Below are 12,981 nucleotides of genomic sequence, written 5' to 3' on the forward strand. Positions count from 1 at the left end.
GAGCCAAAGATGTCTGAGAAGGTGCTGGCGGCGGTCCGGGTTGCTCCGGGAACCACCGAGATGCGCGAGTTTGACCGGCCGAAGATCGACGATGAGTCGGCCCTGTTGAAAATTGAGGTCGCAGGAATCTGCGGCACGGATGTGAAGCTGTATTCCAATCCGCCAACCGCTGCGGCCACCCAGGGTCCCGTCATCATGGGTCATGAAAACGTCGGCGTCATTGTGGAGGCCGGCGATAAGTTCAAGAAGCGCCAAGGACTCGAAGAAGGGGACCGGGTGTTCGTGGAACACTACGTCGCCTGCTTCAGCTGCGAGTGGTGCCGCATCGGCGAGTACCGCCACTGCGAGGCGACTGACTGGCGGACCAACCCCGATGCGCGCCGCTTTGGGTATACCTCCGCCGACTTCCCCGGCACGCTGTGGGGCGGTTTTTCGCAGTACATGTACCTGCCTTGGAACGCGGTGCTCCACAAGATCCCGGACACCATCACAGCCGAGGAAGCAGGCCTGGTCATGCCCCTGTCCAACGGCATTGAGTGGGCCCTGCTGACTGCAGGCATCGGATACAACGACACCGTGCTGATCCAAGGCCCGGGCCAGCAGGGCCTGGCGCAGCTGGTCGCCGCCAAGACAGCCGGCGCTGCACAGGTGATCGTTTCCGGCACCACCCGGGACAAAGCCCGTTTTGAGCTTGCCAAGGAACTGGGCGCCGACGACGTCATTGATGTCCTCGCCGAGGATCCCCGCGAGAAGATCATGGACCTGACCAACGGCCGCGGCCTGGACTACGTCCTGGACTGCACTTCCCGAGCGGGCACCGCCCCGGTGCTTCTCGGCGTCGACGTCCTCAAGCGCAGGGAAGGCACCCTGCTCATCCAGGGCGAACTGGCCGCCTTCCCCGACTTCCCCGTGAAGAAAATCACCGAGAAGGCAATCACCATCAAGTCGGCGCGCGGACACTCCTTCAACGCCTGCGAACTCGCCGTCAGCCAGCTCGCTTCACGGCGCTACCCCTTGGAAAAACTGGCCACCCATCGTTACGGCATCGACCAAGTGGACCATGCCATTCGCGTGCTCGCCGGCGAGACCGACGAGGATGCCATCCACGTGTCCATGATGCCCGAACTGGTGGGCCAGCCCGGCGGAGCGGTGCGCTGATGGGTGGCCTCGTTGTAACCAACGCGCCCCGCGCCGACCGGACAGTCGTGGACAGCTTTGCCGCCTACGGTGTGGCCACCGTCCATGAGGCCCAAGGCCGTCAGGGGCTGCTCGGTTCACACATCAATCCGGTACAGCGCGGAGTCCGGATCGCGGGCAGTGCCGTCACGGTGACCGTTGCCCCGGGGGACAACACCACCATCGGCGTAGCCGTAGAGCAGTGCGGCGAGGGCGACGTACTTGTTGTCGCGCCGACTGCTCCTTGCGATATGGGTTACTTCGGCGATCTCCTGGCCACGTCGCTGAAGGCACGGGGCGTTCGGGGACTGATCATCGAAGCCGGTGTCCGGGATGTGGCTGATCTTCAACAGATGGGCTTCCCGGTGTGGTCCAAAGCGGTATCGGCGGAAGGAACCGGCAAGGGAAGCCTGGGCGACGTCAACGTGCCTATTTCAATTGCCGGCCGGATCGTCCATCCGGGTGATGTGGTGGTTGCCGACGATGACGGGGTTGTGGTGGTACCACGCCGGCAGGCCGCCCTCGTCCTTGCCGCCTCGAAGGCCCGCGAGGAAAAAGAAGCCAAAGCTCGCTCGCGTTATCAAGCCGGCGAGATTGCCTTGGATGTCAACAATATGCGTCCGCTGCTTGAAAAGGCCGGCATTCGCTACATCTCCTACGAGGACTGGACACAGGAGGCCCGCAAGTGATTATCGATATCCATGGCCACTACACCACGGAACCTGCGCAGCTGTTCGCCTTCCGCAAGGCCCAGCTCAACGGAGAGAACGCCGTCCTCGCTCCCATTGGTGACGACGAGCTCCGCGAAAGCGTGGAACCCAACCAATTGCGCATCCTTCGTGAGCGCGGCGGCGACCTCATGGTCCTCTCCCCCCGGGCCTCAGGCATGGAACACCACGTCCCGCACGCAGCTACAGCCAACGCCTGGGCACGGGTCTCGAACGACCTCGTTCACCGCGTGAGCGAGCTGTACCCGGAGCACTTCGCCCCCGTGGCCCAATTGCCCCAGACACCTGACGGCAACTTCGCCGGAGTTATCGCGGAGTTGCGGCGCACGGTGACCGAACTTGGATTTGTTGGTGCGAACCTCAATCCGGACCCGTCAGGGACCTGGGCTGGGAAGCCACTGACCGACGAGTCCTGGTTCGGGCTCTACGAGGTGATCCAGGAACTCGACATCCCTGTGATGATCCACGTGTCTACTGCCTGCAATTCGAACTTCCACACCCTCGGCGCGCATTATCTGAACGCGGATACCAGCGTCTTCATGCAGCTCCTGCAATCGGATCTCTTTCAGCGCTTTCCCGGGCTGCGTTTTGTGATTCCGCACGGTGGAGGCGCCGTTCCCTACCACTGGGGCAGGTACCGGGGCCTTTCCATGCGCAACGGCTGGCAGGACCCGTCAGAGCTGCTGGCCAACGTCTATTTCGACACGGCCGTGTACCACCAGCCCGGAATCGACCTGCTGACACGGGTAATTCCGGCCGGCAACATCCTCTTTGCCTCGGAAATGCTCGGGGCGGTACGTGGCGCGGATCCAGACAGCGGCGTGGAGTGGGACCACACCTTGGTTTACGTGAAAAACGCGGGCCTTTCCCCGGAGGATGAACTCCGGATCCTGCGGGACAACGCCGTGGGGGTCTATTCGGGCCTGGCCGCGCGCATTGCGGCCAGGCGCTGAGCAACAGCGTGCAGAAAAGTGCCCCTCACCTCCACGGAGGTGAGGGGCACTTTAGCGTTCTCTGCTGCTTGGCTTGGCTCAGACCGTGACGGCGGCCGCAAGGTCCCTGAGCGGGACGTTGGTGTCCCCTGCGAGTTCAGCCGGGATGCTGCCGCCGGCCCCCAGGAGCTTGCGCACCGCCATGTAGTCGCGGGGCGCATTGATAGCGTCGATCGCGATCAGCCGACCGGCGGCGTAGTAGAGGACTGAGAACTGTTCCTCATCCGGTTCACCACGGACCACCACCTGGTCGTAGCCATTGGAGAGTCCCGCAATCTGCAGCTTCAGGTCGGCTTGGTCCGACCAGAACCACGGCACAGCCGCCGGCCCCTGCGGGCGTCCCACGAGCGTGGCGGCAGCGATTTGCGCTTGGGCTATGGCGTTCTGGACCGACTCGATACGGTAGCGGCCCTCACCGGTGAGGGGATGCGGGAGCGTGGTGCAGTCACCGGCGGCCACGATGTTCGGGTTGCTGGTGCGGGCCAGTGCGTCCACAACGATTCCACGATCGATTTCGAGGCCGAGACCTGCGGCGAGGCCGGTATTGGCCACGAGCCCAACGCCAACCAGTACGACGTCGGCCCGCAGGACAGTGCCGTCGCCCAGGCGGACTCCGGTTACGCCGCCCTGTTCGTTGCCCTCGATGGCTTCGATCCCGGTGGACAGGAGCACCTGGGTGCCGCGCCGACGGTGTGCTGCCAAGTAGAAAGCTGAGACTTCCGGGGCTACCGCGCGGCCCAAAAGCCGATCGGCGACGTCGACGACGGTCACGTCCTTGCCTGCAGCCGTCGCGGCCGCAGCCGCTTCCAGGCCGATGAATCCGCCACCGATGACGACGACGTTGGACGCGGCTTCCAAGCGCAACCGCAGATCGTCCGCGTGGGAGATATCGCGAAGTATGCAAACGCCGTCGAGGTCTGCACCCGGGATGGGGAGCCGCCGCGGCGAGCCGCCCACGGCCAGGGCCAACCGGCGGAATGGGATCTCCACGCCGGCGCCGGTCACGGCTACGCCGCTGCCGGAGGAGGGGCCGTCAAGTTCTATGGCCTGGATGTGGGTGGACAGGCGGAGCTCAATGCCCTTCTCCGCGTACCAATCGGCGGATCGGAAGCTGAGGGACTCGGCCGTGGCCTTGCCGGCCAGGTAAGCCTTGGACAATGGCGGGCGCTGGTAGGGGGCAACGTCCTCGTTGCCGACCAGGGTGATGGGATCGGTATCCCCGAATCCACGCAACGACGATGCAATCTGCAGGCCGGCTTGGCTGGCGCCGACTATAAGGGTTCCGGTCATGTGATCCTCCATTGGTTAGACCATTATACCGTAGCGCGGATACGCGGAAATTGCGAGAGGTTGGGGCTGGATTTAATAGGGAATTTCGCGGATTAGGCCGGGAGTTTGAATAACCGGCTCATTCCCCGCTCGGGCGGGATTCCAAGGTCCCCAATATGGACGCAAAGCCAAGGGACTCCGCTCCTGAAGCCGAGAGTGGCGGCAGGAATCGGCCAATCGAGCCGGGGAGGCTTTTTCCAGGGAACTTGCCTGCGAAATTTGCCTAGGAGTTGGGCAGGACGCGGGCGGCAGTCCGGTTGAGGTGCTCCGTCATCAGCTTCCGGGCGCCGTCGATATCCCGCGCCTGGATGGCCTCGGCGAGCTTGCGGTGCTCTGCAATGCCCTTCTCACCCATGGGCGCAGCGGTGTGCGACTCCTCGAGCGACATCCGCAAGGGGCCATTGAAGCTTTGCATCAGCATCTCGACCGCCGGATTGTGGGTGCATTGCGCAATGCGGGTGTGGAACGCAGCGGAAAGCTCAACGTTGTACTTGCCGGCCTTAAGCGCCGCTTCAGCTTCTTCGACCATTGCGAAAAGTGCTGCAATGTCTTCCTCGGTGGCCCGCTCAACCGCCAAGGGCAAGGTGCCAAGCTCGACGATGAAACGCGCCTCGGTTACATCATGGGCGGTGGCCGGGGCGAGCGAGAGCAGGTCGGCCAGGCCTACGCCCAACTGCTCGGCCGACGGAGTGGTGAGGAAAGCGCCGCCATGGGAGCCGACGCGGATGGTCAACAGCCCATTCGTCTCAAGCACCCGCAGTGCCTCGCGGACAGTTACGCGGCTGACGTTGAAACGCTGGCACAGTTCGCGTTCGCTGGGGAGCCGGTCGCCCGGCTGCAACTTTCCCGACCTGATGAGTACCTTGATCTGGTCAACAATGACCTGCGAGGCCCGGTCAACGTTGACAGGGAGGAACAGATCCTCGGTGTTGGTAGCCATTGCCCCCCTGCCGACCGCCGGTCAGACGGATCGTCGAATGCGTAAGAAGAATGCGGTCCTTCCGCCGATTGCGGCAAGACAACAGAGGAAATCATACCGCAATGGCCTAATGGATGGACTCATGCGGGGTCAGCGTAGGCCTCCATGATGTCCTTCGAGCCCGACACCTGCCCGTATTTGGCATTCATCTCAAAAAGGCTGACGTCATGGCTCAGCTTCGCGCGGTCGAACACGGCATCTTCCGCGATCACCACCGGCCAACCGTGGGAGTGCCCATCCACCACGGAAGCCCGGACACATCCCGACGTGGTGCAGCCGGTGACAATGAGGCTGTCCACTTTCTGCTTCACCAGCAACGCGGCCAGCGGGGTGCCGAAGAACGCGCTGGCCCGAGGTTTCGCGATGACCGCTTCCGGAGGAAGAGGGGCAATCACGTCGGGAATTTCGGCGATTTCCGAGTGGCCGGCCTGCCTCTCATCAACGGGGCGCGTTAAAGCGCCACCCAGGATTCCCGAGTTTCCCACTGTGTAAATAACTGGAAAATCCTTGGCCCGCGCCCACTCGATCAGCTCCTTTATGTGCGTCAATGCCGACCAGCCTGCGGGGCCACAACTGAGCGGGCGCTCCGCAACTGACTCCTTCAGGGACAGGCCCGGTTCGCCGAGGAAAGCTGTGACCACGTCGATGATCAGGAGCGCCGGCCTCTGACCCGCCTCAACAGCGCGCTCCATTGAAGCACCGAAGCCCTTGTAGGCTTCCTCAGACATTACGTCTCGCCAAGACTGCATTTCTTTTCCTAACGCGTGTAGTTGGTTTGGTGGATATGGTCGGCCGGCTGCGACAGGGGCGTCGGATTAACAAGCTGGTAATGCCGGGCGATTTCGTCGCTGGTGGTTAACCAGACATCGGGCTGGCTGGTTATGAAGCCCAGAATCAGGTCCAGGTACTTGGTTCGATGCGGTTGACCGCTAATAAATGGATGCAAGGGCAATGCCATGACCCGGCCTCCATTGGCTGAATCCTTACTAAGTTGCTCATACTGGTCCATTGCCATTCGCGAGAACTCACCCGCGCTGACCGCCCCGCCCAGCATCCTGACGTCGTTGACTTCGAAGGAGTACGGGACACTCATCATCCCCGGGACATTGAGGTAAAAAGGCTGATCGTCGGCAGGCCAGTCCAGCAAATAGCTCACTCCGAGTTCCCGAAGGATCCGGGGGGTTTCAGGGGTCTCAGTAGCGTTAGGCCCCAGCCAGCCTTTGGGTCGCGAGCCCGTGTGCAGGGCGATGGTGTCCATGACTACGCGGAGGTATTCCAACTCTTCCCCAGGCGACATTCCCGTCTGAAGCACGGAATTGCTGCGCCCGTGGGCAAGCCAGGCCCACCCCCGCTCCCTCCCGGCATCGATGATCCGGGGGTACCGCGTGCAGACATCCGAGTTCAACAGCGCACTCGCGCGTAGTCCGTAGCGATCTAGGGACTCAATGATCCGCCATATTCCAACCCGCATGCCATAGTCCCGCCACCCGTGATTGAGCGGATCAAGCGGGAGTCCGGCGGACCCGGGCGACAGTGATATCGATCGCTTCCCCAATTCGAAGTGCTCGATATTGAGGCCTACGTAAAATGCCACCCGCTTGCCGTCGGGCCATTCAAGGGGAGGACGGTCGACGATCGGACTGTAGTCATAAAGCTCTTGCTCGATTGTTATCACCTTCGATTCCCCGACCTCCCGCGCCGGACCACACTCTTCCAAGCAACCAACGCATGTGACCTATTGCACCCGCAATGAGTTTGATCATACCATTCGTTGGTTAGACCTTTCAGTTCGCGAGGTCAAGTCAATCCACCGTCATCACGAAAGAAGCCAATGAATCCACAACCAAGTCCCTCGCCCTCTCCGGCGGGACCGCTGTCAAGGGACCCAGGGGGTTTGCCATGAAAGCCCGAAGGCAGGTGCTGGGCCTTGCCGGCGTCGCAGGGTTCCTGCTGCTATCCGAAGCGAGCTCCCGTTCCGGGCTTGTAGACCCGCGTTTCATGCCGCCGGCCAGCGATATCGTTGGCGCTCTTATGGGCAATTTTGTGCATGGCAAGTTCTGGATAGCCGCTGGCCAAACAATGCAGGCATGGGCGATCGGTCTTGCTGTTTCCATTGTTTTGGGTGTCGTCCTTGGCTTCGTCATCGGGTCCTCAGCCGTTCTTCGCCGGCTGACGAATTCCACAGTGGAGTTCCTCCGGCCGATTCCGTCGGTTGCATTGATCCCGCTGGCGGTGTTGTTGTTCGGCGTAAAAATCGAGTCGTCGCTGATGCTGATCATCTACGCGTCGTTCTGGCAGGTCTTCATTCAGGTGCTCTATGGCGTGGCTGATGTGGACAACATCGCCATGCAAACGGCACGGTCCTACGGACTGAGTTCCATGGCCCGGATCCGATATGTCGTTTTCCCCACAACACTGCCCTACCTGATGACCGGGGTTCGCTTGGCCACGGCCGTCGCCTTGATCCTGGCCGTGACCGCCGGGCTGGTCATCGGCTCCCCGGGGCTGGGCCGCGAGATTGCCCTGGCCCAGTCCGGTGGCGCGGTCCCGGAAATGTACGCCCTGGCCGTAGCCACCGGCCTCATTGGTGTGGGCATCAATGTTGCCATGCGCAACGTCGAACGGCGGGTCCTGGCCTGGCACTCGTCGGTCCGCTCGGAGGCGATTGCATGAACCTCCTGAAGCGTTTCCTCTATGCCAGTGCCCTGCCTGCGTTACTGGTCACGATCTGGTGGGCAACGAGTTCCACCTCAACGAACTTCTTCCTCCCAAAGCCTGTTCCCCTTGTTTCGACGTTTGCGGAAACTTGGGTTGGCGAACGTATCTTCTCCGACGTGCTACCCAGCATCGGCAGGCTGCTGGCCGGAGTCGCCATGGCAATCCTGCTCGGAGTCCTGGGTGGGCTGCTCATCGGCTCCGTCCGTTGGCTGCGTGAACTGACTGAACCGATCCTGGAATTCTTCCGTGCCATACCGCCTCCGGTGCTGGTACCGGTGCTCATCCTCCTGTTGGGCGTCAACGATTCCATGAAGATAACGGTGATCGTCTCCGGCTGCATATGGCCGGTTTTGCTCAACACCATAGAAGGCGTGCGGGCAATCGATTCCGTGTTGACGGACTCGGCCCGTACCTACGGCATCACCGGACGGGCGCGGGTTCGTTACCTCGTCCTGCCTTCCGCAGGACCGCAAATCATGGCGGGCGTCCGCCAATGCCTGTCCCTGGGGTTGATCCTCATGGTCATCTCCGAAATGTTCGCCTCCTCCTCGGGGCTCGGCTTCACGATTGTCCAGTTCCAGCGGTCCTTCGCGGTTCCGGAGATGTGGTCCGGCATCGTGCTCCTGGGCCTCATCGGCGTCGTCATGTCATTCATCTTCCAGTGGGCCGAGCGGCGCGTGCTGCGTTGGTACCACGGCTTGCGAGAGGTAGAAAATGCAGCCTGAATCCATCTATGCCACCCGCGGTTCGCAAAGGAATGCCCTTCCCACCGAACCTGCAATGCTCTCCGTGCGCGGGCTCAAGAAGGTCTACCAGACCGACAGCGGCGAGGTTGAAGCCGTTCGGAGCCTGAACTTCGACCTCCGCCCGGGGGAACTTGCGTGCCTGGTGGGTCCCTCCGGCTCAGGGAAGACCACCTTGCTCAAGTGCATCTCCGGGCTGATGTCCCCCACCGCCGGCGAAGTCCTCCTGAATGGCGAGCCAGTCGTAGGGCCGCCGAAAAAGATGGCTGTTGTGTTCCAGGAGTACGGCCGCTCCCTCTTTCCGTGGATGCGGATCCGCGAAAACGTCGAGCTTCCATTGAAGAACCAAGGGGTGCCCAAGGCTGAGCGTGACCGACTCGTCGACGAGGCCCTGGAAGCCGTGGGATTGTCGCACGTGCCGCGTTCCTACCCTTGGCAGCTGTCTGGCGGCATGCAGCAGCGCGTTGCGATTGCCCGTGCAATCGCTTACCAGCCGGAGGTCCTGCTCATGGACGAGCCCTTCGCGGCGGTGGACGCACAGACCCGCGCGGATTTGGAGGACCTGATCCGCACGGTCTGGAAAAAGCTGGGTGTCACGGTACTTTTCGTCACCCACGACATCGATGAATCGGTCTATCTCGGCGAGCGCGTCATCATCCTCTCGAGTTCCCCCACCGTAGTCCAGGAAGAGCTCGTCATTGACCTGCCCGCGGATCGCGACCAGCTCAATACCCGCACGCTGCCCCGCTTTACGGAGCTCCGGCATCACGTCTACGAGCAGATCCAACTCGCCAAGAAGGGCCACCGCCCCGCAGGCGAAGGCGTGTGAACGGATTCCACGCCCAGCGTCCGTGACTTTCCCTTGCAGTGCCCCAATCTCCCAACAACATCATCAGGAGCAACCCCTTGAATAAACGTTTCCTCGCACTCGCTGCCCTCTCTGCGCTGCTTTTAAGCGCTTGTGGTGGCCCGGCGGAGCCCTCCACCGGCTCGGCGACGAAAGTCACTGCCGGCGTCATTCCCATCGTGGACTCGGCACCCATCTGGCTTGGAAAATCGAAAGGCTTCTTCGAAGAAGAGGGTCTGGACCTGGACATCAAAACCGGATCCGGCGGCGGCGCCATCCTTCCCGCCGTCGTATCCGGAAGCTATGACTTCGGCATGGGAAACACGGTCTCCGTCCTTCTGGCCCGCGACAAGGGCATCGACGTAAAGTTCGTGAGCAACGAGGCCACTACGGCCGGTGCACCAAAGTCCCAGGCAGTGATAGTTCCCAACGACTCCCCCATCAAGAAACCTGCCGACCTCGCCGGCAAGACCGTTGCCGTGCTTGGCATCTCGGGTTCTGTGGATACCACGATCCGGGCCCTGGTTGACGCTGACGGCGGCGACTCAAGCACCATGAAGTTCGTTGAGATTGCGCCTTCCGAGGTCCAAGCGGCTGTTGAGAAGAAGCAGGTAGACGCCGGGTGGATCCTGGCGCCGTTCCTGCAGAAAGCGGTCGCGGAAGGCAGCCGGGTTGTTAGCTATAACTTCTCCGAGTTCTCCCCGAACTTCACGCTAGCCGGCTACTTCGCCACGAACGACACCGTCAAGAACCGGCCCAAAGTGGTGGAGTCGTTTAACAAAGCATTGGCCAAATCGGTAGCGTACGCGCAGGAACACCCAGATGAGGTCCGTGAAATCGTTACCACGTACACCAAGAACACTGTAGAACAACTGCAGTCGATGGACCTTCCCACCTTCACGGTGGACTTTGACATGGAGGCCGAAGGGAAGCTGGCCGACGTCGTCCACAAGTACGGCATGGTGAAGCAGAAACCCGAACTCGAGAACATTTTCCCGTGATAGACCTATCGCCTGTTTGTCATGAACAGGCATCGAACGACTAGGGGCGCACCCGGGAGGGCGGATTCCCGGCCCTCCTGGGAATGCCCGAGAACAAAGTTTGTCATCAGGATGCTCGCCGGCAAACGCCCCCGCCGCCCGATGATGCCCAGCCGGCGGTAACCACCGAAACATCCTCGATAAGCGGGCTTGCCGCGGCCGGGAATCGACCCGGAACAGGCGAAAGCTGCATGGCCCACCAAAGTCACCGATTCGAAAGCTGCCCGTTGTCCGAAACTTCATCTAACTACGTCCTGGCGGCTTCGTCTTGGACTCTGCAGCGGTGCCGGGACTGGGGTGCACCAAGGACTCGACGGCGTCAAAGGATGCTCTCAGTCACGGGTGATGTTGCTGGGTTCGAACGCTCAATTATCAGAGAACGCCAAAGGGAAGGCATTGCTCTGGCCAAACAACGCGGCGCCTACCGGGGCCCGGAGAAGGGCGCTTACCCTGGAACAAGCAGACGAATTGGCAAGAAGGGCAGCTAGCGGAACACCTAAATCTACCCTGGCGAAGGACTATGGATTCAGCGGGAGATGGTGTATCAATACCCGCGGCATGCCAACCTTCCTGACCCTTCTTCACTTTCTTCATGCTGGGTCAATTGTCAAGCACGACGTATGGGTGCTTATCGGCACTATCAGCTCGACATCAAGCTTGTCGACGCCTGTGGGCGAGGGAACCCTACAGCAATCTTTGCAAAAGCCAGTTATATCGTTCAGTAAGCACCGACCCGGCAACGTGCACGGCGCCTGGTCCAACGACCTGACAACAATAGGAGCATCATTGTTCACACTTCTTTTTGTCTGATTGCACACCGTAGAACTGACAAGCAGGCGGCCGACAGCGTCAGCTGCACGTGACTGAAAAGAACGTCGAAATGGTGCTCCTCTTTAAGGACCTGTATTGCTGATCCCCATGGCAAGAGCGTGTTCACGCCCACGGGGCCTCGTTGAGCGGAGCTATGAATCCCGGTTTGGGCAGTGCAACGGTGACGCGGGCTCGAAGCCGATCCCCCTCGTCGTAGGCCCAGACTCGAGCAGTGGATGCCGCACCAAACCCAATGGCAATAATTCTCCTGACTGGTTGCGTGTAGCGAGCCGCGTCCTCACGACTGAGATGGCCGAGTACACGCCCATTCCAACGCACACTGATGGCGTTTGAGTCAAAGGGGCGATCCGGTTCGGCTACCAGTTCCACCTGAAGACCTTCAACTTCACCCTCGCTCCTCCGCGCGGTTGAAGCCCCATTGGCGCGTTGATCCCCTCACCGTACGCTGGCTTACCAACAACTTCGACGGTTGGTCATTCCGAGTGACCAAGCAACACAGGATAAAACCCGTCGGCAGAGGAAACAGGCTGATTGACCGGTGCCATTGTGCGCCTCGGTCATCGACCGCTACCGCCAGGACAACATCCAGTCCTAGTTAACCGATCCCGTTGATGCCCTGTTGCATCATGGCGTTCAGGGCATCAACGTCACCTTGGACGGCTCCGGTCGCGGCGAGGTCTACCAACTTCAAGAGCAGCGCCCTCACTTTGGCAGCATCGGGAGCTGGTGAGTGAATCTCTCCATCTACCTCATTAGCGATATTCTGCGCTTCGGTGGTTACGTCATCACTAACACCAAGAACCATCGGGTTCAACATGGCGCGTACAGAGCCGAGTATGCGCTCTACTACTTCAACTTGCCCGCGCGTCATGGAGTTGGACTGCGTGACATTGGAGCTCTGCAGAGCAACGTTGACAGCCTGAGATCCCGTAATGGTTACGTTGTTTGTGACCCCAGCTGCGTCCAAGGCTTTATTGACTGATTGTTCAGCCTCTATGACCTTGCTGCCTCTGGTGGTGATGGTCGGCCTCAACAACTCAGCACCCCATGTCTTGGTGCCGTCGATGTATTCCTCGTCAATCAACCAGTTTGAAGCCCGTGCCAGCTCCTCTTCGGAGTAAGGCTCGCCCAGGAAGTGGTTCTTGGAGCTTTTAAGGAAGTCGCTGATGCCGAAGACGTTCGCACCCTTCAGCTGCTCGTCGTAAAGCCAGTTGAGTACGGCATCCCGTATCTCCTTGACCCGACGCCGCGGATCAGTGCGCAAAGTCTTGAAGTCTTCCGCAGCGTCAATGCCCGCCTGAGTCACAACAACAGAGTCGATGCCTCCACCCGGCTTTTCAAACCATATCCATCTGTGCTCTTGCAGGGCTTCGAGATCGCTCGTAACGCTTTCTCGCGGACGCTCCTCCAACTTCGCGAGGGTGTACAACTCACTGACATCCACCTGACGTTCACCACTGAGTGGCAGCCAGTCAACCAGACCGGAAAGCAGCTGTAGGTGCCGGAGTCCGGACGTGGTTTGAACTAGTGATTCAACTGTGGACAACAACTTCCCCTTTAGTTTGACCGACTTCTTTGCTTGTCGGTGGTGCCTCTTC

12 protein-coding genes and 2 pseudogenes are annotated in these 12,981 nt (G+C 60.8%); 8 read left to right on the forward strand and 6 right to left on the reverse strand.

The genetic code is table 11. The annotated features are described in order from the left end of the window. Window positions 1–9: 9 nt before the first annotated feature. The 3 genes from ABHM97_RS14630 to ABHM97_RS14640 are packed head-to-tail and all read left to right on the forward strand — an operon-like array spanning window position 10 to window position 2,857. The gene (locus tag ABHM97_RS14630; protein WP_349471274.1) at window positions 10–1,158 is read left to right on the forward strand and encodes a zinc-dependent alcohol dehydrogenase; all 1,149 of its coding nucleotides are present in this window, start codon (window positions 10–12) and stop codon (window positions 1,156–1,158) included. Then, a complete protein-coding gene (locus ABHM97_RS14635; protein WP_349471275.1) occupies window positions 1,158–1,865 on the forward strand; it encodes a 4-carboxy-4-hydroxy-2-oxoadipate aldolase/oxaloacetate decarboxylase in 708 nt (235 codons plus the stop codon). Before ABHM97_RS14630 ends, ABHM97_RS14635 begins: the two co-directional genes overlap by 1 nt. Continuing rightward, on the forward strand, window positions 1,862–2,857 hold the full coding sequence (locus tag ABHM97_RS14640) for an amidohydrolase family protein (protein ID WP_349471276.1): 996 nt from the start codon (window positions 1,862–1,864) through the stop codon (window positions 2,855–2,857). The genes ABHM97_RS14635 and ABHM97_RS14640 overlap by 4 nt, the downstream gene beginning before the upstream one ends. A 78-nt stretch (window positions 2,858–2,935) precedes the next feature. Here ABHM97_RS14640 and ABHM97_RS14645 read toward each other — a convergent pair whose 3' ends face one another. The 4 genes from ABHM97_RS14645 to ABHM97_RS14660 all read right to left on the reverse strand — a co-directional run bounded on the left by ABHM97_RS14645 (window position 2,936) and on the right by ABHM97_RS14660 (window position 6,879). Continuing rightward, window positions 2,936–4,186, reverse strand: coding sequence for an NAD(P)/FAD-dependent oxidoreductase (locus tag ABHM97_RS14645; protein WP_349471277.1), 1,251 nt, complete (start codon window positions 4,184–4,186; stop codon window positions 2,936–2,938). 262 nt (window positions 4,187–4,448) lie between these two features. Beyond that, window positions 4,449–5,165: a FadR/GntR family transcriptional regulator gene (locus ABHM97_RS14650; protein WP_349471278.1), complete on the reverse strand. Its 717-nt coding sequence runs from the start codon at window positions 5,163–5,165 to the stop codon at window positions 4,449–4,451. A gap of 119 nt (window positions 5,166–5,284) precedes the next feature. Continuing rightward, complete coding sequence (locus ABHM97_RS14655; RefSeq protein ID WP_349471279.1) at window positions 5,285–5,932, reverse strand: isochorismatase family protein; 648 nt, start codon at window positions 5,930–5,932, stop codon at window positions 5,285–5,287. A 29-nt stretch (window positions 5,933–5,961) separates the two neighbouring features. Then, window positions 5,962–6,879, reverse strand: a complete 918-nt coding sequence (locus ABHM97_RS14660; protein WP_349471280.1) for a polysaccharide deacetylase family protein — start codon at window positions 6,877–6,879, stop codon at window positions 5,962–5,964. A gap of 224 nt (window positions 6,880–7,103) precedes the next feature. Here ABHM97_RS14660 and ABHM97_RS14665 point away from each other — a divergent pair, with 224 nt between their 5' ends. The 5 genes and pseudogenes from ABHM97_RS14665 to ABHM97_RS21510 form a co-directional block, all read left to right on the forward strand. Continuing rightward, complete coding sequence (locus ABHM97_RS14665; protein ID WP_349471281.1) at window positions 7,104–7,877, forward strand: ABC transporter permease; 774 nt, start codon at window positions 7,104–7,106, stop codon at window positions 7,875–7,877. Next, on the forward strand, window positions 7,874–8,647 hold the full coding sequence (locus ABHM97_RS14670) for an ABC transporter permease (RefSeq protein WP_349471282.1): 774 nt from the start codon (window positions 7,874–7,876) through the stop codon (window positions 8,645–8,647). Before ABHM97_RS14665 ends, ABHM97_RS14670 begins: the two co-directional genes overlap by 4 nt. 55 nt (window positions 8,648–8,702) lie before the next feature. Continuing rightward, window positions 8,703–9,494: an ABC transporter ATP-binding protein gene (locus ABHM97_RS14675; protein ID WP_502921298.1), complete on the forward strand. Its 792-nt coding sequence runs from the start codon at window positions 8,703–8,705 to the stop codon at window positions 9,492–9,494. 77 nt (window positions 9,495–9,571) lie between these two features. Further along, the gene (locus tag ABHM97_RS14680; RefSeq protein ID WP_349471284.1) at window positions 9,572–10,513 is read left to right on the forward strand and encodes an ABC transporter substrate-binding protein; all 942 of its coding nucleotides are present in this window, start codon (window positions 9,572–9,574) and stop codon (window positions 10,511–10,513) included. Window positions 10,514–10,743: 230 nt separating this feature from the next. Beyond that, window positions 10,744–11,121 (forward strand): annotated as a pseudogene (locus ABHM97_RS21510) (recombinase family protein); the annotation flags it as partial. Between the two features lie 364 nt (window positions 11,122–11,485). Here ABHM97_RS21510 and ABHM97_RS21515 read toward each other — a convergent pair. Together ABHM97_RS21515 and ABHM97_RS14690 are read right to left on the reverse strand one after the other, a co-directional pair. Further along, window positions 11,486–11,800: pseudogene (locus ABHM97_RS21515) on the reverse strand (HIRAN domain-containing protein); the annotation flags it as partial. Window positions 11,801–11,978: 178 nt separating this feature from the next. Beyond that, complete coding sequence (locus tag ABHM97_RS14690) at window positions 11,979–12,929, reverse strand: hypothetical protein (protein ID WP_349471285.1); 951 nt, start codon at window positions 12,927–12,929, stop codon at window positions 11,979–11,981. Between the last annotated feature and the right edge of the window lie 52 nt (window positions 12,930–12,981).

Source organism: Paenarthrobacter sp. CAP02 (assembly GCF_040137855.1).
Taxonomy (GTDB): Bacteria; Actinomycetota; Actinomycetes; order Actinomycetales; family Micrococcaceae; genus Arthrobacter.